Origin of the sequence: Streptomyces sp. sk2.1 (assembly GCF_008120935.1) — a bacterium.
GTDB lineage: Bacteria > Actinomycetota > Actinomycetes > Streptomycetales > Streptomycetaceae > Streptomyces.
This window is the reverse complement of record NZ_RDBO01000077.1, coordinates 107,127-129,299: the sequence shown is the minus strand read 5'-3', so window position 1 is coordinate 129,299 and position 22,173 is coordinate 107,127. Positions and strand designations below refer to the sequence as shown.

The window sequence follows — 22,173 nt, the reverse complement described above, 5'->3', positions numbered from 1 at the left end:
ATTACTTGACGATCTTGGTGACCTGGCCGGCGCCCACGGTCCGGCCACCCTCACGGATGGCGAACTTCAGGCCCTCCTCCATGGCGACCGGCTGGATCAGCTGGACCGACATGACGGTGTTGTCGCCCGGCATGACCATCTCGGTGCCCTCGGGGAGGGTCACGACGCCGGTCACGTCCGTGGTACGGAAGTAGAACTGCGGGCGGTAGTTGTTGAAGAACGGGGTGTGACGGCCACCCTCGTCCTTCGACAGGATGTAGGCCTGGGCCTCGAACTCGGTGTGCGGCGTGACCGAACCGGGCTTGATGATGACCTGGCCGCGCTCGACGTCCTCGCGCTTGATGCCACGGAGGAGCAGACCGACGTTCTCACCGGCCTGGCCCTCGTCGAGCAGCTTGCGGAACATCTCGATGCCGGTGACCGTGGTGGTGGTCTTCTCGTTCTTGATACCGACGATGTCGACGGTCTCGTTGACCTTGAGGACACCACGCTCGATACGACCGGTGACGACGGTGCCACGACCGGTGATCGTGAAGACGTCCTCGATCGGCATCAGGAACGGCTTGTCGACGTCACGCTCGGGCTGCGGGATCGCCTCGTCGACGGCCTTCATCAGGTCGAGGACGGACTGGCCCCACTCCTTGTCGCCCTCGAGGGCCTTGAGCGCGGAGACCTTGACGACCGGAACGTCGTCGCCCGGGAACTCGTACTCGGAGAGCAGCTCACGGACCTCGAGCTCGACGAGCTCCAGGATCTCCTCGTCGTCCACCATGTCGGCCTTGTTCAGGGCGACGACGATGTACGGAACGCCGACCTGGCGGGCCAGGAGCACGTGCTCCTTGGTCTGCGGCATCGGGCCGTCGGTGGCGGCGACCACGAGGATGGCGCCGTCCATCTGCGCGGCACCGGTGATCATGTTCTTGATGTAGTCCGCGTGACCCGGGCAGTCGACGTGCGCGTAGTGACGCGACTCCGTCTGGTACTCGACGTGCGCGATCGAGATGGTGATACCGCGCTGGCGCTCTTCGGGAGCCTTGTCGATCTGGTCGAAGGCCGAGGCCTCGTTCAGGTCCGGGTACGCGTCGTGCAGCACCTTGGTAATGGCGGCCGTGAGGGTCGTCTTACCGTGGTCGATGTGACCGATGGTGCCGATGTTGACGTGCGGCTTAGTCCGCTCGAACTTCGCCTTCGCCACTGGGTCCTCCTGTGGAGTGGTTCTGTACGCCTTGCTTCATCGGCGCCAGGGTGATCTTTGCTGGGATGCCGGGGCCGGGGGCATTCAACACATTGCTTTCGCTCTGCGAGGAATGCCCCACCAGGCTCCGGTGACAAGCCTAAAGCGTGAGCTCGGGAGAGTTACTCGCCCTTGGCCTTCGCGATGATCTCCTCGGCGACGTTCCGCGGAACCTCGGCGTAGGAGTCGAACTGCATCGAGTAGCTTGCGCGACCCGAGGTCTTGCTGCGGAGGTCTCCGACGTAGCCGAACATCTCCGAGAGGGGCACGAGGCCCTTCACGACGCGAGCGCCGCTGCGCTCCTCCATGGCCTGGATCTGGCCACGGCGGGAGTTGATGTCGCCGATGACGTCACCCATGTAGTCCTCGGGCGTGGTGACCTCGACGGCCATCATCGGTTCGAGGAGAACCGGGGACGCCTTCCGCGCGGCCTCCTTGAAGGCCTGCGAACCGGCGATCTTGAAGGCCAGCTCGGAGGAGTCGACCTCGTGGTAGCCACCGTCGAGAAGAATGACGCGAACGCCCGTCATCTCGTAGCCGGCCAGGATGCCGAACTGCATGGCTTCCTGGGCACCCGCGTCCACCGAGGGGATGTACTCCCGGGGGATGCGGCCACCGGTGACCTTGTTGACGAACTCGTACGCGGCCTCGCCGCCCTCGATGGGCTCGATCGCGATCTGCACCTTGGCGAACTGACCGGTACCACCGGTCTGCTTCTTGTGGGTGTAGTCGACGCGCTCGACGGCCTTGCGGATCGTCTCGCGGTACGCGACCTGCGGCTTGCCGACGTTCGCCTCGACGCGGAACTCGCGCTTCATGCGGTCGACGAGCACCTCGAGGTGAAGCTCGCCCATACCGCCGATGACGGTCTGGCCGGTCTCCTCGTTGGTGTGCACCTGGAAGGAGGGGTCCTCCTCCGAGAGACGCTGGATGGCGACACCCAGCTTCTCCTGGTCACCCTTGGACTTCGGCTCGATCGCGACCTCGATGACCGGCGCCGGGAAGTCCATGGACTCCAGGATCACCGGGTTCTTCTCGTCGCAGAGCGTCTCACCGGTGGTGGTCTGCTTCAGACCCATGACGGCGATGATGTCGCCGGCGCCCACCGAGTCGATCTCCTCACGCTTGTTCGCGTGCATGCGGTAGATCTTGCCGATGCGCTCCCTCTTGCCCTTGACGGAGTTCAGCACCGAGGTGCCGGACTCCAGGCGGCCCGAGTAGACCCGGACGAAGGTGAGCTTGCCGAGGTGCGGGTCGCTCATGATCTTGAACGCCAGCGCCGCGAGGGGCTCCTCCTCGGACGGCTTGCGCTTGACGACGACCTCGGCGTCCTTGACGTCCTGGCCCTCGATGGCCTCGACGTCCAGGGGCGAGGGGAGGTAGCGCACGACGGCGTCGAGCAGGGGCTGAACGCCCTTGTTCTTGAACGCGGTGCCGCAGAACACCGGGGTGACGGTCGTCTCGCCGCCCTTGCCGGAGTTGATGGTGATGCGACGGATGCCCTCGTAGAGCTGCTCCGCGGAAGGCTCTTCGCCCTCCAGGTAGAGCTCCATGAGCGCCTCGTCGTTCTCCGCGGCGGCCTCGAGGAGCTTGCCGCGGTATTCCTCGGCCTGCTCCGCGAGCTCGGCCGGGATGTCGACGATGTCGTACGCCTCGCCCTTGGTCGCTTCCGCGGGGTAGACGAACGCCTTCATCGTCACGAGGTCGACGACGCCCGTGAAGTCGGCCTCGGCACCGATCGGGAGCTGCATGACGATCGGGGTCGCACCGAGGCGGTCCGTGATCATCTCGACGCAGCGGAAGAAGCTGGCACCGGTGCGGTCGAGCTTGTTGACGAAGCAGATGCGCGGCACGCCGTAGCGGTCCGCCTGACGCCAGACGGTCTCGGACTGCGGCTCGACGCCCGCGACACCGTCGAACACGGTGACGGCGCCGTCGAGGACGCGGAGCGAACGCTCCACCTCGACGGTGAAGTCGACGTGACCCGGGGTGTCGATGATGTTGATGGTGTGGTCAACATCGTTGAGCGGCCAGTGGCAGGTCGTCGCGGCGGACGTGATCGTGATGCCGCGCTCCTGCTCCTGCTCCATCCAGTCCATCGTGGCAGCGCCGTCGTGGACCTCACCGATCTTGTACGAAACGCCGGTGTAGAACAGGATCCGCTCGGTGGTGGTCGTCTTGCCCGCGTCGATGTGGGCCATGATCCCGATGTTGCGGACCTTGGCCAGGTCAAGCGAAGTGGTGGCCATAAGGCTCAGTCTTCTCTCGGTCTCGATGTGGGTAGCGACTACCAGCGGTAGTGCGCGAAGGCCTTGTTGGACTCGGCCATCTTGTGGGTGTCCTCACGCTTCTTGACGGCAGCGCCAAGACCGTTGGAGGCGTCGAGCAGCTCGTTCATGAGGCGCTCGGTCATGGTCTTCTCGCGGCGGGCGCGGGAGTAGCCCACGAGCCAGCGCAGCGCGAGGGTGGAGGCGCGACCGGGCTTGACCTCGATCGGCACCTGGTAGGTGGCGCCACCGACACGGCGGGACTTGACCTCGAGCGAGGGCTTGACGTTCTCAAGCGCGCGCTTCAGCGTGATGACCGGGTCGTTGCCGGTCTTCTCGCGGAGGCCCTCCATGGCGCCGTACACGATCCGCTCAGCGGTGGAACGCTTGCCGTCCAGCAGGATCTTGTTGATCAGCGAGGTGACAAGAGGAGAGTTGTAGACCGGGTCGATGATGACCGGGCGCTTCGGGGCGGGGCCCTTACGAGGCATTCTTACTTCTCCTTCTTGGCGCCGTAGCGGCTGCGGGCCTGCTTGCGGTTCTTGACACCCTGGGTGTCGAGCGAGCCGCGGATGATCTTGTAACGAACACCCGGCAGGTCCTTCACACGGCCACCACGCACGAGCACGATGGAGTGCTCCTGCAGGTTGTGTCCCTCACCCGGGATGTAGGCCGTGACCTCGATACCGGAGGTCAGACGCACACGCGCGACCTTGCGGAGTGCCGAGTTCGGCTTCTTCGGGGTGGTCGTGAACACACGCGTGCAGACGCCGCGGCGCTGGGGCGAACCCTCGAGTGCGGGCGTCTTGTTCTTCTCGACCTTGTCCTGCCGGCCCTTCCGGACCAGCTGCTGGATCGTAGGCACTACTTCTCCGGTTTCTGTGTGCCGTTCGTGAAACTAACCTGGAACGTCACCGACCCACGCGGTCGGGTGTGTCGAATGCTGCAGACTTCTGCCGCAAGGCAGAGGGAGCGCAGATCACGGTGGCCCCTGACGGACTCGCCATGCGGTTGAGGACACGCACACGAGCCCAGGCACACCCCAGGCACAAGGTCTGAGCGTACCTACCTCATCGACTCCGGTCAAAACAAATGCTGTCCACCGGAACACGCCGAGGCCCCGATGCGTCTCCATGACAACCTTTGCCGGACCTTCGGGCCGGGGTATTCGCCTGGAATCAATCCCCCTGCCCGCTCTTCAGTGCGTTGCCGTTCAAATAGTTCTGAATCAAGACGAGATCCTCTCGGTCCTTCCGGCGATTGGATCTCCTCTTCCAGGCGGCCACCTCGGCGAGCGGGCAGAACGGTATGCCCTGGATGAACTCGGCTGCCTCGATCAGTTCGTCGGGCTCCGCGGAGCCGGGCAGCCAGCGGTCGAACACTTCCAGGCAACCGTCGAAGAGCAGCACCATATGGCCGTACCCGGATGGCGCCGGAATGGGGTCGGCCAGGCCGACGACCACCTTCCAGGCCGCCCCCCTCGCCACGACGTCCAGGTCCCCCACGGTCTTCCTGAGCCCATGGGCCAGCATGGGTCCGCTGCCCGCGACGACGTAGTCATCGACCGCCAGGTCGAGGGACAGGAGCTTCCGGACAAATGGATGTTCGGTCAGGTCCAAAGGCCCTCCTCCTAGAGGACGGGCAGCCCGACCGCGGAGCGAGCGGCCATGCCCATCGCCAGGGACGCGATGACACTGGCCAGCGTACCGATGAGGAAGTATTCCGAAGCGTGCTTGCCGTGGTCGTTCGTCGGTACGCGTGCCAGCGACTTGGCCGCCAGGACCAGGGCAGCGGCTTCGGGCTGACCGGCGGCGATGAAAGCGAAGAGAAGTCCGCGCTCCAGCAATCCGATGTTCTTGCTGCCGCTCATGAAATCCAGCGCCTTGGTCTTTTCCGGTCCGTCCCGCATCGACTCGACTTCGGCACGGACCGGGTCCGTGGCCGCCTTGGCCAGAGATCCGCCGCCGAACACCGCGAGGAGAAGGGCCGACAGAAAGATCGCCACTCGGTCACTGCGCAACAGGTCGCCGCCCAGGGTGACTGTTGTACCGCCTGCCGTCCACAGCGACAGCAGCGCGGCGACGACCAGCAGGGCCGCCCCCGCACGTTTCGTCGCCGGCGAGGAACCCGCCGTCAGGGGAAGCGTGATCGAGAAACCCGGCGACGGCATCGCGGCCGCGCCATGCAGCAGGGCCGATCCGTAGACGAGCAGCACAGCGGTGGCCAACGCCGACCAGGACCTCGGCTCGTGCGCGTACGGAGCGATGATGTACACGCCGTACAGGGCCACGAAGGAAACTGCCGGCCATGGACGAGTCCGCTGCCAGCCTGTCCCCCATGGCACCGATAACGCCGCCGTCATACCGAAGAAGACACGCGCCGTCTCCAAACCCGCCCCCATGCTTCCACCGTCGAGCCCCTCGGCCGAGGGCGGACTTTACCCGGGCGGTCCCGCACACACCGCGACTTCGCCGAACCGACACATACGCCGGAGGGCGGCCACCCCGTGCGATACGGGGTGGCCGCCCTCCGGTTCGTTCAGGCGACTCGCGGCTGCCTACTGGTTGTACGGACCGTAGTCGTAGTCCTCCAGCGGAACGGCCTGGCCGGAGCCCGTGCCGAACGGCGAGTAGTCCATGTCGTCGTAGCCGACGGCCGAGTACATCGCGGCCTTGGCCTCCTCGGTCGGCTCGACCCGGATGTTGCGGTAGCGGGACAGGCCCGTACCGGCCGGGATGAGCTTACCGATGATGACGTTCTCCTTGAGGCCGATGAGGCTGTCGGACTTGGCGTTGATCGCCGCGTCCGTCAGGACTCGGGTCGTCTCCTGGAAGGAGGCGGCCGACAGCCAGGATTCCGTCGCCAGCGAGGCCTTGGTGATACCCATCAGCTGCGGACGGCCGGAGGCGGGGTGACCGCCCTCGGTGACCACACGACGGTTCTCGGTCTCGAACTTCGAGCGCTCGACGAGCTCGCCCGGCAGCAGTTCCGCGTCGCCGGACTCGATGATCGTCACACGGCGCAGCATCTGCCGGATGATGATCTCGATGTGCTTGTCGTGGATCGACACGCCCTGCGAGTTGTAGACCTTCTGGACCTCGCCGACCAGGTGGACCTGGACCGCGCGCTGGCCGAGGATGCGGAGCACGTCGTGCGGGTTGGTGGCACCCACGGTGAGCTTCTGGCCCACCTCGACGTGGTCGCCCTCGCCCACCAGCAGACGGGCGCGCTTCGAGATCGGGAACGCCGTCTCGTCGCTGCCGTCGTCCGGGGTGACGACGATCTTCTTGGTCTTCTCGGTCTCCTCGATGCGGACGCGGCCGGCCGCCTCCGAGATCGGGGCGACACCCTTGGGCGTACGGGCTTCGAAGAGCTCGACGACTCGGGGCAGACCCTGGGTGATGTCGTCACCGGCCACACCACCGGTGTGGAAGGTACGCATCGTCAGCTGGGTACCGGGCTCACCGATGGACTGGGCGGCGATGATGCCGACCGCCTCACCGATGTCGACCAGCTTGCCGGTGGCGAGCGAGCGTCCGTAGCAGAAGGCACAGGTGCCGACCGCGGACTCGCAGGTCAGGACCGAGCGGGTCTTGACCTCCTCGACGCCGTGCATGACCAGCTGGTCGATGAGCACGTCACCGAGGTCGACGTTGGCGGGCGCGATGACCTTGCCGTCGACGACGACGTCCTCGGCGAGCATGCGGGCGTAGACCGAGGTCTCGACGTCCTCCGTCTTGCGGAGCACGCCGTCGGCGCCCTTCTCGGCGATCTTCAGCTTCAGGCCGCGGTCGGTGCCGCAGTCCTCCTCGCGGATGATCACGTCCTGCGAGACGTCCACCAGACGACGGGTCAGGTAACCCGAGTCGGCGGTACGCAGGGCGGTGTCCGCCAGACCCTTACGGGCACCGTGCGTGGAGATGAAGTACTCCAGAACGGTGAGGCCCTCGCGGAAGGACGCCTTGATGGGACGCGGGATCGTCTCGTTCTTGGCGTTGGACACCAGACCACGCATACCGGCGATCTGACGCATCTGCATCATGTTTCCTCGGGCACCCGAGTCAACCATCATGAAGATGGGGTTCGTCTTGGGGAAGTTCGCGTTCATCGCCTCGGCGACCTCGTTGGTCGCCTTGGTCCAGATCGCGATGAGTTCCTGCGTGCGCTCGTCCTTGGTGATCAGACCGCGCTCGTACTGCTTCTGGACCTTCTCGTCCTGCGCCTCGTAACCGGCGACGATCTCCTTCTTGGCCTCGGGGACCACGACGTCGGAGATGGCCACGGTGACGCCGGAGCGGGTCGCCCAGTGGAAGCCGGCCGCCTTCAGGTTGTCGAGCGTCGCCGCCACGATGACCTTGGGGTAGCGCTCGGCGAGGTCGTTGACGATCTCGGAGAGCTGCTTCTTGCCGACCGAGTAGTCGACGAACGGGTAGTCCTCGGGCAGCAGCTCGTTGAAGAGCGCGCGGCCCAGGGAGGTCCGCAGCCGGAACGAGTCGCCCGGCTGGAACTCCTGCTCGCCCTCCTCGGCGACCGGCGGCACCCAGCCGCGCGGCGGGATGGTGCCCACCGGGAAGCGGATGTCGACCTTCGCCTGGAGCGACAGCTCGCGGGCGTCGAAGGCCATGATCGCCTCGGCCGTGGAGCCGAAGGAGCGGTCCTGTCCGATGACGTTGCGCTCCTCCTCGTCCGTGGTGAGGAAGAACAGGCCCAGCACCATGTCCTGGGTCGGCATGGTGACGGGACGGCCGTCGGCCGGCTTCAGGATGTTGTTCGAGGACAGCATCAGGATGCGGGCCTCGGCCTGCGCCTCCGCGGAGAGCGGCAGGTGGACGGCCATCTGGTCACCGTCGAAGTCCGCGTTGAACGCGGTGCAGACGAGCGGGTGGATCTGGATGGCCTTGCCCTCGACCAGCTGCGGCTCGAAGGCCTGGATACCGAGGCGGTGCAGCGTGGGCGCACGGTTCAGCAGCACCGGGTGCTCGGCGATGACCTCTTCGAGGACGTCGTACACCACGGTGCGGCCGCGCTCGACCATGCGCTTGGCCGACTTGATGTTCTGCGCGTGGTTCAGGTCGACCAGGCGCTTCATCACGAACGGCTTGAAGAGCTCCAGCGCCATGGCCTTCGGCAGACCGCACTGGTGCAGCTTGAGCTGCGGACCGACGACGATCACGGAACGCGCGGAGTAGTCCACGCGCTTGCCGAGCAGGTTCTGACGGAAGCGACCCTGCTTGCCCTTGAGCATGTCGGACAGCGACTTCAGCGGACGGTTGCCGGGGCCCGTCACCGGGCGACCACGACGGCCGTTGTCGAAGAGCGCGTCGACGGCCTCCTGGAGCATGCGCTTCTCGTTGTTCACGATGATCTCGGGCGCGCCGAGGTCGAGAAGCCGCTTCAGGCGGTTGTTGCGGTTGATCACGCGGCGGTACAGGTCGTTCAGGTCGGAGGTCGCGAAGCGGCCACCGTCCAGCTGCACCATCGGACGCAGGTCCGGCGGGATGACCGGCACGCAGTCGAGCACCATGCCCTTGGGCTTGTTGCTGGTCTGCAGGAACGCGGAGACGACCTTGAGGCGCTTGAGCGCACGGGTCTTCTTCTGGCCCTTGCCGGTGCGGATGATCTCGCGGAGGCGCTCGGCCTCCTCGTCGAGGTCGAAGGACTCCAGGCGCTTCTGCAGGGCGGCGGCGCCCATGCAGCCGTCGAAGTACGTGCCGAAGCGGTCACGCAGCTCGCGGTAGAGCAGCTCGTCGCCCTCCAGGTCCTGGACCTTGAGGTTCTTGAAGCGGCTCCACACCTCGTCGAGACGGTCGATCTCGCGCTGCGCGCGGTCGCGCAGCTGCTTCATCTCGCGCTCGGCGCCCTCGCGCACCTTGCGGCGCACGTCGGCCTTGGCGCCCTCGGCCTCCAGCTCGGCCAGGTCGGTCTCGAGCTTCTTGGCGCGGGCTTCCAGGTCGGCGTCGCGGCGGTTCTCGATCTGCTGACGCTCGACGGAGACGTGCGCCTCCAGCGAGGGCAGGTCGCGGGTACGGCGCTCCTCGTCCACGAACGTGATCATGTACGCGGCGAAGTAGATGACCTTTTCGAGGTCCTTCGGCGCGAGGTCGAGGAGGTAGCCCAGGCGCGACGGGACGCCCTTGAAGTACCAGATGTGGGTGACGGGAGCGGCGAGCTCGATGTGTCCCATGCGCTCACGGCGCACCTTGGCGCGCGTGACCTCGACGCCACAGCGCTCACAGATGATGCCCTTGAAGCGGACACGCTTGTACTTGCCGCAGTAGCACTCCCAGTCCCGGGTCGGACCGAAGATCTTCTCGCAGAAGAGTCCGTCCTTTTCGGGCTTGAGGGTGCGGTAGTTGATGGTCTCCGGCTTCTTCACTTCGCCGTGCGACCAGGTCCGGATGTCGTCCGCGGTGGCGAGGCCGATCCGCAGCTCGTCGAAGAAGTTGACGTCGAGCACTTGTCGTCAATCCCTCTTTCGGGGGTTCGAGCCCCCTCGCGTCAAGCGAGAAATTGGGGCACTTCAGCAATGGTCTGAACGGGTCCGGGGAGAGCCGGCCGGATCACTGGGATCCGGCCGGCCAACCCGTCAGACCTCTTCGACGCTGCTCGGCTCGCGCCGGGACAGGTCGATACCGAGCTCCTCCGCCGCGCGGAAGACGTCCTCGTCCGTGTCGCGCATCTCGATGGACATGCCGTCCGAGGACAGCACCTCCACGTTGAGGCAGAGCGACTGCATTTCCTTGATGAGCACCTTGAAGGACTCGGGGATGCCGGGCTCGGGGATGTTCTCGCCCTTGACGATGGCCTCGTAGACCTTCACGCGGCCGGTCACGTCGTCGGACTTGATCGTCAGGAGCTCCTGGAGGGCGTATGCGGCGCCATAAGCCTCAAGGGCCCACACCTCCATCTCACCGAAGCGCTGTCCACCGAACTGGGCCTTACCACCGAGCGGCTGCTGGGTGATCATGGAGTACGGCCCGGTCGAACGCGCGTGCAGCTTGTCGTCGACCAGGTGGTGCAGCTTGAGGATGTACATGTACCCGACCGAGACCGGGTCCGGGAACGGCTCGCCGGAGCGGCCGTCGAACAGCTTGGCCTTGCCGGAGGGCTGGACCAGGCGGTCGCCGTCGCGGTTCGGGATCGTGGCCCCGAAGAGACCGGAGATCTCGTCCTCGCGCGCACCGTCGAAGACCGGGGTGGCGACGTTGGTGCCGGGGGCGACCTGGTCGGCGCCGATGGCCTGCAGGCGCTTGGCCCACTCGTCACCGAGGCCGGAGACGTCCCAGCCGCGGCTGGCGAGCCAGCCGAGGTGGATCTCCAGGACCTGTCCCGGGTTCATTCGGGACGGGACACCCAGCGGGTTGAGGATGATGTCGACCGGGGTGCCGTCCTCCAGGAACGGCATGTCCTCGATCGGCAGGATCTTCGAGATGACGCCCTTGTTGCCGTGACGGCCGGCGAGCTTGTCACCGTCGGTGATCTTGCGCTTCTGCGCGACGTAGACGCGGACCAGCTGGTTCACGCCGGGCGGCAGCTCGTCGCCCTCCTCGCGGTCGAAGACGCGGACGCCGATGACCTTGCCGATCTCACCGTGCGGCACCTTCAGCGAGGTGTCGCGCACCTCGCGCGCCTTCTCACCGAAGATCGCGCGGAGCAGGCGCTCCTCGGGGGTCAGCTCGGTCTCGCCCTTGGGCGTGACCTTGCCGACGAGGATGTCACCGGCGACGACCTCGGCACCGATCCGGATGATGCCGCGCTCGTCGAGGTCGGCGAGGACCTCTTCGGAGACGTTCGGGATGTCCCGGGTGATCTCCTCCGGGCCGAGCTTGGTGTCACGGGCGTCGACCTCGTGCTCCTCGATGTGGATCGAGGAGAGGACGTCGTCCTGCACGAGGCGCTGCGACAGGATGATCGCGTCCTCGTAGTTGTGGCCCTCCCACGGCATGAACGCCACGAGGAGGTTCTTGCCGAGCGCCATCTCACCGTTCTCGGTGGCCGGACCGTCGGCGAGGACCTGGCCCTCGACGACCCGGTCGCCCTCGGAGACGACGACCTTCTGGTTGACCGAGGTGCCCTGGTTGGAGCGCGAGAACTTGGCGATGCGGTACGTGGTGTACGTGCCGTCGTCGTTGGTCACGGTGATGTAGTCCGCGGAGACCTCCTGGACCACACCGTCCTTCTCGGCCTTCAGCACGTCACCGGCGTCGGTGGCGCAGCGGTACTCCATGCCGGTGCCGACGAGCGGGGCCTCCGACTTAATCAGCGGCACCGCCTGACGCATCATGTTCGCGCCCATGAGGGCACGGTTGGCGTCGTCGTGCTCCAGGAAGGGGATCATCGCGGTGGCGACGGACACCATCTGGCGCGGCGAGACGTCCATGTAGTCGACCTCGCCGGCCGGCACGTAGTCGACCTCGCCGCCGCGGCGGCGGACCAGGACGCGGGGCTCGGTGAAGCGCAGCTCCTCGGAGAGGGTCGCGTTCGCCTGGGCGATGACGAAGCGGTCCTCCTCGTCGGCCGTGATGTAGTCGACCTCGTCGGTGACCTGGCCGTCGACGACCTTGCGGTACGGCGTCTCGATGAAGCCGAACGCGTTGACGCGACCGTACGAGGCGAGCGAACCGATCAGACCGATGTTCGGGCCTTCGGGGGTCTCGATCGGGCACATGCGTCCGTAGTGGGACGGGTGCACGTCTCGGACCTCGAAGCCGGCCCGCTCACGGGACAGACCACCGGGACCCAGCGCCGAGAGACGACGCTTGTGCGTCAGACCCGACAGCGGGTTGTTCTGGTCCATGAACTGGGACAGCTGGCTGGTGCCGAAGAACTCCTTGATGGAGGCGACGACCGGCCGGATGTTGATCAGGGTCTGCGGCGTGATCGCCTCGACGTCCTGGGTGGTCATGCGCTCGCGCACGACGCGCTCCATACGGGCGAGACCCGTACGGACCTGGTTCTGGATGAGCTCGCCGACGTTCCGCAGGCGACGGTTGCCGAAGTGGTCGATGTCGTCGGTCTCGACGACGATCTCCCGGCCCGACTCACCGATCGTCTCGGTCTCACCGGCGTGCAGCTTGACCAGGTACTTGATGGTCGCGATGACGTCGTCGGTGGTGAGGACCCCGGCGTCCAGCGGCTCGTCCGCGCCGAGCTTCTTGTTCACCTTGTAGCGGCCGACCTTCGCCAGGTCGTAGCGCTTCGGGTTGAAGTAGAGGTTCTCCAGCAGCGTCTGGGCGGCCTCGCGCGTGGGGGGCTCGCCCGGACGGAGCTTGCGGTAGATGTCGAGCAGCGCGTCGTCCTGGCCCTGGGTGTGGTCCTTCTCCAGGGTGGCGCGCATGGACTCGTACTCGCCGAACTCCTCCAGGATCTGCTCGGTCGTCCAACCGAGGGCCTTGAGGAGGACGGTCACGGACTGCTTGCGCTTGCGGTCGATGCGCACACCGACCATGTCGCGCTTGTCGATCTCCATCTCCAGCCAGGCACCCCGGGACGGGATGATCTTGGCGGAGAAGATGTCCTTGTCGGACGTCTTGTCGATGGAGGAGTCGAAGTAGACACCCGGCGAACGGACCAGCTGCGACACGACGACACGCTCGGTGCCGTTGATGACGAAGGTGCCCTTGTTGGTCATGAGCGGGAAGTCGCCCATGAAGACCGTCTGGGACTTGATCTCGCCGGTCTCGTTGTTGGTGAACTCGGCCGTGACGAAGAGCGGGGCGGCGAACGTGAAGTCGCGCTCCTTGCACTCGTCGATCGAGTTCTTCGGGGGCTCGAAGCGGTGGTCGCGGAACGTGAGCGACATCGACCCGGAGAAGTCCTCGATCGGGGAGATCTCCTCGAAGATTTCCTCCAGTCCGGACTTGGTGGGGACGTCTTGTCCACTGTCCAGAGCAGCCTCGACGCGAGCCTTCCAGGCGGCGTTGCCGAGGAGCCAGTCGAAGCTCTCGGTCTGCAGCGCGAGGAGGTTCGGAACCTCGAGGGGCTCCTTGATCTTTGCAAAGGAGATGCGCAGCGGGGCGGTGCTGGCACCGTTGTTCGTATTCGCGGTCGAGGCGTTGCGCGAGGCGGCCAAGAGGGGGTCCTTCCGAGGGCTCGGACTCACTACGCGCGTACCGGTCCCAAGCCGGCCACTTAGACAGTCCGTTCCTGAGTCGGCCGGAAAAGGCCAGGTCAGAGGCGTTCGGTCATCGGTGCTCTAGCGTGGGCATGCCCCTGGTGACGGGCAGGGGGCAGCTAACAGGCAGCGCAAAGGGTCAGTGTAGCCAAACGGCACACTGATGTCCAGTCGGGGTTCTCAGAGACCCACGTTGCTCTCAACAGCTGTTCTCAACACCCATGACTCGGTTGTCGCGCGTGGTGCGCTCTTCTTTACTGCCCGCTTCGCCCACGATCCATGCCTCGGATTCGGATCGATGTGGCGACGCGTCCTGAGAATTGCGCGCCGCGTGCGGTTCGTCAAGGCCCCCCAACGGGGTCGGCCGCCCCGAGGTCCTCACCCGGGCGCCTCCCGGCGCCGGTCCGCCGTCCCGAGAGGCAACGGCGATGATCACCATACTCGTCACCGCCGGAAGAGCAAGGCAGCCGCCTCGGGTACGCCGAAGGGCGACCACCCCGATGGGTGATCGCCCTTCGTCAGATGACGTCCATGCCGTGCGGCACGGGGCGCCAGGAGGAGTCAGAGGACTCCTTGAGTCACTTGACCTCGACGGAAGCGCCGGCGGCCTTGAGGGACTCGGCAGCCTTCTCGGCGGCCTCCTTGGCGACCTTCTCGAGGACCGGCTTCGGGGTGCCGTCGACGAGGTCCTTGGCCTCCTTCAGACCCAGCGAGGTCAGCTCACGCACGACCTTGATGACCTGGATCTTCTTGTCGCCGGCGCCGGTGAGGATGACGTCGAACTCGTCCTGCTCCTCGACGGCCTCGGCAACGGCGCCCGGGCCGGCCGGACCGGCGACGGCGACGGCCGCAGCGGCGGTGACGTCGAACTTCTCCTCGAAGGCCTTCACGAACTCGGAGAGCTCGATGAGGGTCATCTCTTCGAACTGCGCGAGCAGGTCGTCCTGGGACAGCTTCGCCATGATGGCGTCCTTCCACTAATTCGGCTGGTGCCGGATGTACATGTAGGCGGGCGTACGTTCGGCCCGCTGCGACCGCCGCCCGGATGGGCTGCGATCAATGCGCGAGCCGAATTACTCGGCACCGCCCTGCTCGGCCTGCTTGGCACGAAGCGCCTCCGCGGTGCGGACGAACTTCGACGGGAGCGCCTGGAAGACCTGAGCAGCCTGAGTCTGCTTGCCCTTCAGAGCGCCCGCCAGCTTGGCGAGCAGAACCTCGCGGGACTCGAGGTCCGCGAGCTTCTTGATCTCATCGGCGGACAGCGCCTTGCCGTCAAGGACACCGCCCTTGATGACGAGGTTGGGGTTCTCCTTGGCGAAGTCACGAAGACCCTTCGCCGACTCCACCGGGTCACCGGTGATGAAGGCAACCGCCGTCGGACCAGTGAACTGGTCGTCCAGCGACGTGATCCCGGCCTCGTTGGCCGCAATCTTGGTCAGCGTGTTCTTCACCACGGCGTACTGGGCGTTCTCACCGAGCGAACGGCGCAGCTGCTTGAGCTGGGCCACGGTGAGACCCCGGTACTCGGTCAGCACGGCGGCGTTCGAGCTGCGGAACTGGTCCGCGAGCTCGGCTACCGCGGCAGCCTTGTCGGGCCTTGCCATGAGCGTCGGCCTCCTTCCGGGTGATGAGGACCGCTCAGAAGGGGCCGGGAAAGACGAAACGCCCCGGCGCAGGCGCCAGGGCGTAGCTCGACCGAACAAAGTCCGGGAGCTTTCCACAGTCACCTGCGCAGGTCGCCCGTACTCAACGGATCCTTCGGTCGCCATCCCCCTCTTGCGAGGGCACGGCAACGACCAGCGGTCTTTGGCTTCTGTGGAAGGTTACGCGACCGGGGCCGCGTCGAGCAAATCCGTCACCCGGGGGTGGTCCGGAAGGGTCAGGAGGCGCCGCCGGCGGCGCCCTGCTGCTGCTTCAGGAGCTCCTTGAAGTCGACCGTGTCGGAGGCCGGGGGCATCTCGACCGAGGCGTCGGTGCCGTAGTCGCTGTAGTACACCGTGGAGTTGAGCTCCCCGGTCTTCATCTGGCCGCGCTCGGTCTTCTTGACCAGCAGATCGTTCTTGTCGACCCAGATGTCGACCTGCTCCGTGGTGATGCCGGCGTCGCTCAGCTGCTTCTTCAGCTGGGCGAGCTGGTCGGCGTCGAGCTCGGAGTTCTTCGCGGTCAGCTCGGCGACGTCGACCGTGCCCGAGTAGTGCGTGGTGGGGACACCGCGCACGTCCTCCTCGCCGACCTTCTTCACGTCGCCGGAGGCCAGCAGCGACTTCACGCCCTGGTCGGGCGTGGTGTTCTCCATCTGCTGCTTCATCGCCTCGCCGGAGGCGCCCGCCATCTCGGCGATGTCGGCGTAGCTGTAGTTGATCCAGTGCTTGCCGCCGGCCTGCTTGGCGAAGGCGTCGCCCATGTTCACGACGTAGCCGTTCTTGAAGTACCGGGCCTGCATCGTGCCGGTACCGCCGGACTGCTTGATGGCGTCCGCCATGGTGCCACCGGTGTACGTGATCTCCATGGCGCCGGTGAGGCCGTCGGACCAGTCGATGGAGCCGGTCTGCTTCATGGACATGGTGGTGCCCATCTGCGTGGTGCCCTCGACCTTGGCCGAGCTCTGCCCGTTGGTCTTCTTCTGGACGTCGAGCAGCGCGGCTATGGGGTCGGTCTTCGTCACGCCGCTGCCGCGGTCCGTGCTCTTCCCGCTCTTGTCGCTCTTGTCGCCGTCAGACCCGTTGCAGGCCGCGACCGACGTCAGCGCCGCCGCCACCGCCACCGACAGACACACGCGTCGTACGGTACTGGTCCTCATGTCAGCTTCCACCCCTCGTTCGGCTCTGTCGGGGGCTCACGCTAACGCACGGGTCCGACAGCGCCCTTCGGTACGTACATACGAGGACGGGCCCCGCACCTCGAAAGGTTGCGGGGCCCGTCCATGTCACACGTGACACGGCGTGCTGTCGAGCGCGAGGGCTCAGACGGCGGCCGGGTCCTCCTCGACGAGGAGGTTACGGGTGCGGTTGGCGTCCAGCGGGATGCCGGGGCCCATCGTGGTGGTCAGGGCGGCCTTCTTGATGTAGCGGCCCTTGGCGGCGGACGGCTTCAGACGGAGGACTTCCTCCAGCGCGGCCGCGTAGTTCTCCACCAGCTTGGTGTCGTCGAACGAGACCTTGCCGATGATGAAGTGCAGGTTCGAGTGCTTGTCGACGCGGAACTCGATCTTGCCGCCCTTGATGTCGGTGACGGCCTTGGCGACGTCGGGGGTGACGGTGCCGGTCTTCGGGTTCGGCATCAGACCACGCGGACCGAGCACGCGGCCGAGGCGGCCGACCTTGCCCATGAGGTCCGGGGTGGCGACGACGGCGTCGAAGTCCAGACGGCCCTTCGCCACCTCGTCGATGAGCTCGTCGGCGCCGACGATGTCGGCGCCCGCGGCTTCCGCGGCCGCAGCACGGTCACCGGTCGCGAAGACCAGGACCCGGGCGGTCTTGCCGGTGCCGTGCGGGAGGTTCACGGTGCCACGGACCATCTGGTCGGCCTTGCGGGGGTCGACACCCAGACGGAAGGCGACCTCGACAGTGCCGTCGAACTTCGTGGTCGCGGTCTCCTTGGCGAGACGGACGGCCTCGAGCGGGGCGTAGAGGCGCTCCCGGTCGACCTTGGCGTCCGCAGCCCGGAGGTTCTTGCTGCGCTTCACTTCTGCTCCTGTGGTTTCAGGTGTGGAGTCGTGGTGCGGGCCAGCGCTTGGCCCTACCACTGAGGACGTGAGGGGCTGATTCAGCCTTCGACCGTGATGCCCATGGAACGGGCGGTGCCAGCGATGATCTTCGACGCGGCGTCGAGGTCGTTGGCGTTCAGGTCGGGGAGCTTCGTCGTGGCGATCTCACGGACCTGGGCGGCCGTCAGCTTGGCGACCTTGGTCTTGTGGGGCTCGCCGGAGCCCTTCTCCACGCCCGCGGCCTTGAGGATCAGCTTGGCGGCCGGCGGAGTCTTGGTGACGAAGGTGAAGGAACGGTCCTCGTAGACCGTGATCTCCACCGGCACGACCATGCCGCGCTGCGACTCGGTCGCGGCGTTGTAGGCCTTGCAGAACTCCATGATGTTGACGCCGTGCTGGCCGAGCGCGGGGCCGACCGGCGGGGCCGGGTTGGCGGCGCCGGCGTTGATCTGGAGCTTGATAAGCCCCGTGACCTTCTTCTTCTTGGGAGGCATTGCTCTCTCCGGGTCCTAGTGAGAGTGTTTCGCCGCCGTCCGATCATCCGGATGGAGGCATACCGCACAACGATAACGGGTATGGCTGCGCGTCCAAAAACCGAGCAGGTCAGACGGGCTTCTCAGCCGGTCTGACCTGCTCGGTAGGCATGTGCCCAGAAACCGCCGCCGGTGGCGTCAGTTCTTCTGGATCTGGTCGAAGCTGAGCTCCACCGGGGTCTCGCGGCCGAAGATCTCGACGAGGCCCTTGACCTTCTTCGAGTCGGCGTTGATCTCGTTGATCGTCGCCTGCAGCGTCGCGAACGGGCCGTCGGTGACGGTGACCGAGTCGCCGACCTCGAAGTCGAGCACCTGGACCTCGACCTTGCGGGCCGGAGCCGGCTTGCCCTCGGCCTCGGCGGCCTCGCGGGCGGCCTTCTCCTCGGCCTCCGGGGCGAGCATCTTGACGATCTCGTCCAGGGTCAGCGGGTAGGGGTCGTAGGCGTTGCCCACGAAGCCGGTGACGCCGGGAGTGTTGCGGACGACGCCCCAGGACTCGTTCGTCAGATCCATGCGCACCAGGACGTAGCCCGGGAGCTTGTTCTGGCGGACGTTCTTGCGCTCGCCGTTCTTGATCTGGACGATCTCTTCCTCGGGCACTTCGGCCTGGTAGATGAACTCCTCGACGTTGAGCGAGACGGCGCGCTGCTCCAGGTTGGCCTTCACGCGCTTCTCGTACCCGGCGTACGTGTGGATGACGTACCACTCGCCGGGAAGGCCGCGCAGCTCCTCGCGCAGGGCCGCGACGGCGTCGACGGGAGCGGCCGGCTCGGCCTCCTCCGCCTCGTCCTCGTCGCCCTCGGTCTCCGCCTCGTCCTCGACGTGCAGGGCTTCCTGCTCGGCGGGCTCGCCAGCGGCGGCGTCGGCAGCCTCGGCCTGGTCCGGCTCCTCGGCGTCCGCCGCCTCGACGATGTCGAGCTCGTCCTCGGCGGACTCGAAGGCGCCCGCCGTCGGCTCGACGGCGTCGTTCAGGTTCGGGTCAGACACGGTGGCTGCTTCTTCCTGGATACAAATGGGTGGAACATGCGAAAGGGGCGCCCTCTGCGAGGCGCCCTCCGCGGGATCAGCCGAAGACGTACTTCATGACCCGCTGGAAACCGAAGTCAATCACGGTGACCAGACCGATCATGACGACGACGAAAATAATCACCACTGTGGTGTACGTCGTCAGCTGGCTCCGGGTCGGCCAGACGACCTTGCGCAGCTCGGCGATGATCTGGCGGTAGAACAGCGCGAGGCGACCCAGAGGGCCCTTCTTTCCGCGCTTTCCGCCCTTCCGGGTCTTCTTCTTCGACTCGGGTACTTCATCCTCGGCATCAGGCATGTCGATGGAGCCCACGGCGTCCGTCACGCTTCTCACCTGATTCCGGGTCATGGCCGTGCCGCGCCCGGTGGAGCCGCACGGCGGTGCATTGAAGTACGTACATGCGCACACATCCTGGCGAAGGAGTGTGTAGCAGGGCCGGAGGGACTTGAACCCCCAACCGCTGGTTTTGGAGACCAGTGCTCTACCAATTGAGCTACGACCCTTTGTGGTTTCCACCAACCTACCGCATCTCCCCGGATGACCCGAGTGCAGGAACGGTGCGGCTGGTGAAGGCCAACGACAGGTGAGTGTACGTGCTCAGCGGCCCGGCGTCGAACAGATAGCTCCGGGCGGCTCCGGGTCCGGGCCCGTCCGCATGCTGTCGGGGTCCTGTCCGGTCCCTGAAACCCGTGTGCCGCCGGGGATCGGGGTCTGGGACCATGGGGGCCATGAGCGCTGCAACTTCCCCCTCCGAGCGCCGGGTCTCCGCCCGCATCGGTGCGATCTCCGAATCCGCCACCCTCGCCGTCGACGCCAAGGCCAAGGCCCTCAAGGCCGCCGGTCGTCCGGTGATCGGCTTCGGCGCCGGCGAACCCGACTTCCCGACCCCCGGCTACATCGTCGAGGCCGCTGTCGAGGCCTGCCGCAACCCGAAGTACCACCGCTACACCCCGGCGGGAGGGCTCCCGGAACTCAAGGCCGCCATCGCGGAGAAGACGCTGCGCGACTCCGGTTACGAGGTCGACGCCTCCCAGATCCTGGTGACCAACGGCGGCAAGCAGGCCATCTACGAGGCGTTCGCCGCGATCCTCGACCCGGGCGACGAGGTCATCGTCCCGGCCCCGTACTGGACCACCTACCCCGAGTCGATCCGCCTCGCGGGCGGCGTCCCGGTGGAGGTCGTGGCCGACGAGACGACCGGTTACCGCGTCTCGGTGGAGCAGTTGGAGGCGGCGCGCACGGAGCGGACCAAGGTCGTCCTGTTCGTCTCCCCCTCCAACCCGACCGGCGCCGTGTACAGCGAGGCCGACGCCGAGGCGATCGGCCGCTGGGCCGTCGAGCACGGCCTGTGGGTGCTGACCGACGAGATCTACGAGCACCTGGTCTACGGGGACGCGAAGTTCACCTCGCTGCCCGCGATCGTGCCCGAGCTGCGCGACAGGTGCATCGTGGTCAACGGTGTCGCCAAGACGTACGCGATGACCGGTTGGCGGGTGGGCTGGGTCATCGGCCCGAAGGACGTCGTCAAGGCCGCGACCAACCTCCAGTCGCACGCCACGTCCAACGTCTCCAACGTGGCCCAGGTCGCCGCGCTGGCCGCCGTCTCCGGGAACCTGGACGCGGTCGCCGAGATGCGCACCGCCTTCGACCGGCGCCGGCGGACCATCGTCCGGATGCTCAACGAGATCGACGGCGTGCTGTGCCCGGAGCCCGAGGGCGCGTTCTACGCGTACCCGTCGGTGAAGGGGCTGCTCGGCAGGGAGATCCGCGGGAAGCGCCCGGCCACCTCGGTCGAGCTGGCCGCGTTGATCCTGGACGAGGCCGAGGTCGCGGTCGTACCGGGCGAGGCCTTCGGCACGCCGGGGTACCTGCGCCTCTCGTACGCCCTGGGCGACGACGACCTCGTCGAGGGCGTCTCCCGGATCCAGAAGCTGCTGGCGGAGGCCAAGGCGTAGGCATCCGCAGGAACTCATGGGCGACCCCCGGCCCCGGCCGGGGGTCGCTCGTTTGTTCCGGCTTCACCCCCGATTGGCGAAGCGGCTACCGGAGCACCCCGCGGATGCGGCAAGATCCGGGGATGGAGCGTGATGTACGGCTGTTGCCCAAGGCCCACCTGCACTTGCATTTCACCGGGTCGATGCGGCCCACCACCCTGCTCGAACTCGCCGACAAGTACGGCGTGCACCTGCCGGAGGCACTGACCGGCGGCGAGCCGCCCAAGCTGCGGGCCACGGACGAACGCGGCTGGTTCCGCTTCCAGCGGCTCTACGACATCGCCCGCTCCTGCCTGAGGGAACCCGACGACATCCGGCGCCTGGTGCGCGAGACCGCCCAGGAGGATGTCGCGGACGGCTCCGGCTGGCTGGAGATCCAGGTCGATCCCACCTCGTACGCCCCGCTGCTCGGCGGGCTGATCCCGGCCATCGAGATCATCCTGGACGCGGTGGACTCCGCGTCGCGCGAGACGGGGCTGCCGATCCGGGTGGTGATCGCGGCGAACCGGATGAAGCACCCGCTGGACGCCAGGACGCTCGCCCGGCTCGCGGTGCGGTACGCCGACCGGGGCGTGGTCGGGTTCGGGCTCTCCAACGACGAGCGCCGCGGGATGGCCCGGGACTTCGACCGGGCCTTCGCCATCGCCCGCGAGGGCGGTCTGCTGGCGGCCCCGCACGGCGGCGAACTGTCCGGCCCCTCCAGCGTGCGGGACTGCCTGGACGACCTCGACGCGGCCCGGATCGGGCACGGGGTGCGGGCCGCCGAGGACCCGCGGCTGCTGCGCATGCTGGCGGAGCGCGGGGTGACCTGCGAGGTCTGCCCGTCCTCGAACGTGGCGCTCGGCGTCTACGACAAGCCGTCCGACGTCCCCCTGCGCGCGCTGTTCGAGGCCGGGGTGCCGATGGCGCTGGGCGCGGACGACCCGCTGCTCTTCGGTTCCCGGCTGGCCGCGCAGTACGACCTCGTGCGGCGCCACCACGCGTTCACGGACGAGGAGCTGGCGGAGTTGGCCCGGCAGTCGGTGCGCGGGTCCGCCGCCCCGGCCGCGGTGCGGACGGAACTCCTGGCCGGCATCGACGCCTGGCTGGCGGGGCCCGCGGGCTGAGTCCGGGCCCCGGGCCGCCGGACGGGTACGGGCCGACGCGGACACGTACGCGGCCGCGTCGCTGCTGATCGGGGCCTGCGCGCAGCGGGCGTTCGCCTACGAGGCCATGGCGGGCGGGGAGCCCCCGCAGCCCCTCGACGAGTTCGCCGCGTCCCTGGCCCGGGTGCTGATGCGCGGCGTCGGGGCGTAGGC

The 22,173-nt window shown here is 67.0% G+C and carries 17 protein-coding genes, 1 tRNA gene and 1 pseudogene; 3 read left to right on the top strand and 16 right to left on the bottom strand.

All coding sequences use genetic code 11. The features are described 5' to 3' along the window. Position 1: 1 nt before the first annotated feature. The 16 genes from tuf to EAO76_RS27800 all read right to left on the bottom strand — a co-directional run bounded on the left by tuf (position 2) and on the right by EAO76_RS27800 (position 19,384). Positions 2–1,195 (bottom strand): elongation factor Tu, encoded by a 1,194-nt coding sequence (tuf, locus tag EAO76_RS27880; protein ID WP_148838697.1) that lies wholly within the window; start codon positions 1,193–1,195, stop codon positions 2–4. A 161-nt stretch (positions 1,196–1,356) separates the two neighbouring features. Further along, positions 1,357–3,483, bottom strand: coding sequence for an elongation factor G (gene fusA, locus EAO76_RS27875; protein WP_148838696.1), 2,127 nt, complete (start codon positions 3,481–3,483; stop codon positions 1,357–1,359). Between the two features lie 38 nt (positions 3,484–3,521). Then, complete coding sequence (rpsG, locus tag EAO76_RS27870; protein WP_072485550.1) at positions 3,522–3,992, bottom strand: 30S ribosomal protein S7; 471 nt, start codon at positions 3,990–3,992, stop codon at positions 3,522–3,524. 2 nt (positions 3,993–3,994) lie between these two features. Beyond that, positions 3,995–4,366 carry a 30S ribosomal protein S12 gene (gene rpsL / locus EAO76_RS27865; RefSeq protein WP_003948652.1) on the bottom strand — a complete coding sequence of 124 codons (372 nt, stop codon included), beginning with the start codon at positions 4,364–4,366 and terminating at the stop codon, positions 3,995–3,997. A gap of 313 nt (positions 4,367–4,679) precedes the next feature. Beyond that, on the bottom strand, positions 4,680–5,120 hold the full coding sequence (locus EAO76_RS27860; protein ID WP_148838695.1) for a hypothetical protein: 441 nt from the start codon (positions 5,118–5,120) through the stop codon (positions 4,680–4,682). An 11-nt stretch (positions 5,121–5,131) separates the two neighbouring features. Beyond that, entirely contained in the window at positions 5,132–5,791 is a 660-nt protein-coding gene (locus EAO76_RS27855) for a hypothetical protein (protein ID WP_148838694.1), read from the bottom strand. 267 nt (positions 5,792–6,058) lie between these two features. After that, on the bottom strand, positions 6,059–9,958 hold the full coding sequence (locus EAO76_RS27850) for a DNA-directed RNA polymerase subunit beta' (protein WP_148838693.1): 3,900 nt from the start codon (positions 9,956–9,958) through the stop codon (positions 6,059–6,061). A 129-nt stretch (positions 9,959–10,087) separates the two neighbouring features. Then, complete coding sequence (gene rpoB / locus EAO76_RS27845; RefSeq protein WP_148838692.1) at positions 10,088–13,573, bottom strand: DNA-directed RNA polymerase subunit beta; 3,486 nt, start codon at positions 13,571–13,573, stop codon at positions 10,088–10,090. Positions 13,574–14,193: 620 nt separating this feature from the next. Then, positions 14,194–14,577, bottom strand: coding sequence for a 50S ribosomal protein L7/L12 (gene rplL / locus EAO76_RS27835; RefSeq protein ID WP_148838691.1), 384 nt, complete (start codon positions 14,575–14,577; stop codon positions 14,194–14,196). 111 nt (positions 14,578–14,688) lie between these two features. Next, entirely contained in the window at positions 14,689–15,219 is a 531-nt protein-coding gene (gene rplJ, locus EAO76_RS27830; RefSeq protein ID WP_148838690.1) for a 50S ribosomal protein L10, read from the bottom strand. 275 nt (positions 15,220–15,494) lie between these two features. Beyond that, positions 15,495–16,415: a hypothetical protein gene (locus EAO76_RS27825; RefSeq protein WP_148838689.1), complete on the bottom strand. Its 921-nt coding sequence runs from the start codon at positions 16,413–16,415 to the stop codon at positions 15,495–15,497. Between the two features lie 162 nt (positions 16,416–16,577). Next, positions 16,578–17,300 carry a 50S ribosomal protein L1 gene (gene rplA / locus EAO76_RS27820; protein WP_148838688.1) on the bottom strand — a complete coding sequence of 241 codons (723 nt, stop codon included), beginning with the start codon at positions 17,298–17,300 and terminating at the stop codon, positions 16,578–16,580. A gap of 80 nt (positions 17,301–17,380) precedes the next feature. Beyond that, positions 17,381–17,815 (bottom strand): 50S ribosomal protein L11, encoded by a 435-nt coding sequence (gene rplK, locus EAO76_RS27815; RefSeq protein ID WP_006126872.1) that lies wholly within the window; start codon positions 17,813–17,815, stop codon positions 17,381–17,383. Between the two features lie 177 nt (positions 17,816–17,992). Continuing rightward, on the bottom strand, positions 17,993–18,841 hold the full coding sequence (gene nusG, locus EAO76_RS27810; protein WP_148838687.1) for a transcription termination/antitermination protein NusG: 849 nt from the start codon (positions 18,839–18,841) through the stop codon (positions 17,993–17,995). Positions 18,842–18,917: 76 nt separating this feature from the next. Continuing rightward, positions 18,918–19,205: a preprotein translocase subunit SecE gene (gene secE / locus EAO76_RS27805; RefSeq protein WP_148838686.1), complete on the bottom strand. Its 288-nt coding sequence runs from the start codon at positions 19,203–19,205 to the stop codon at positions 18,918–18,920. A gap of 106 nt (positions 19,206–19,311) precedes the next feature. Next, a tRNA-Trp gene (locus EAO76_RS27800) sits at positions 19,312–19,384 on the bottom strand. A 225-nt stretch (positions 19,385–19,609) separates the two neighbouring features. Here EAO76_RS27800 and EAO76_RS27795 point away from each other — a divergent pair. The 3 genes and pseudogenes from EAO76_RS27795 to EAO76_RS46680 form a co-directional block, all read left to right on the top strand. Further along, positions 19,610–20,836 (top strand): pyridoxal phosphate-dependent aminotransferase, encoded by a 1,227-nt coding sequence (locus EAO76_RS27795; protein ID WP_148838685.1) that lies wholly within the window; start codon positions 19,610–19,612, stop codon positions 20,834–20,836. A gap of 122 nt (positions 20,837–20,958) precedes the next feature. Next, positions 20,959–21,981: an adenosine deaminase gene (locus EAO76_RS27790; protein ID WP_148838684.1), complete on the top strand. Its 1,023-nt coding sequence runs from the start codon at positions 20,959–20,961 to the stop codon at positions 21,979–21,981. Between the two features lie 10 nt (positions 21,982–21,991). Further along, a pseudogene (locus tag EAO76_RS46680) lies at positions 21,992–22,171 on the top strand (TetR/AcrR family transcriptional regulator); the annotation flags it as partial. Positions 22,172–22,173: the final 2 nt, after the last annotated feature.

What these genes read in the sequence shown, in the direction of transcription:
- EAO76_RS27825 (WP_148838689.1), bottom strand. Translation starts at nt 16,415, where the DNA reads ATGAGGACCAGTACCGTACGACGCGTGTGTCTGTCGGTGGCGGTGGCG.
- EAO76_RS27790 (WP_148838684.1), top strand. Translation starts at nt 20,959, where the DNA reads ATGGAGCGTGATGTACGGCTGTTGCCCAAGGCCCACCTGCACTTGCAT.
- fusA (WP_148838696.1), bottom strand. Translation starts at nt 3,483, where the DNA reads ATGGCCACCACTTCGCTTGACCTGGCCAAGGTCCGCAACATCGGGATC.
- rplK (WP_006126872.1), bottom strand. Translation starts at nt 17,815, where the DNA reads ATGCCTCCCAAGAAGAAGAAGGTCACGGGGCTTATCAAGCTCCAGATC.
- rplL (WP_148838691.1), bottom strand. Translation starts at nt 14,577, where the DNA reads ATGGCGAAGCTGTCCCAGGACGACCTGCTCGCGCAGTTCGAAGAGATG.
- rplJ (WP_148838690.1), bottom strand. Translation starts at nt 15,219, where the DNA reads ATGGCAAGGCCCGACAAGGCTGCCGCGGTAGCCGAGCTCGCGGACCAG.
- EAO76_RS27795 (WP_148838685.1), top strand. Translation starts at nt 19,610, where the DNA reads ATGAGCGCTGCAACTTCCCCCTCCGAGCGCCGGGTCTCCGCCCGCATC.
- rpsG (WP_072485550.1), bottom strand. Translation starts at nt 3,992, where the DNA reads ATGCCTCGTAAGGGCCCCGCCCCGAAGCGCCCGGTCATCATCGACCCG.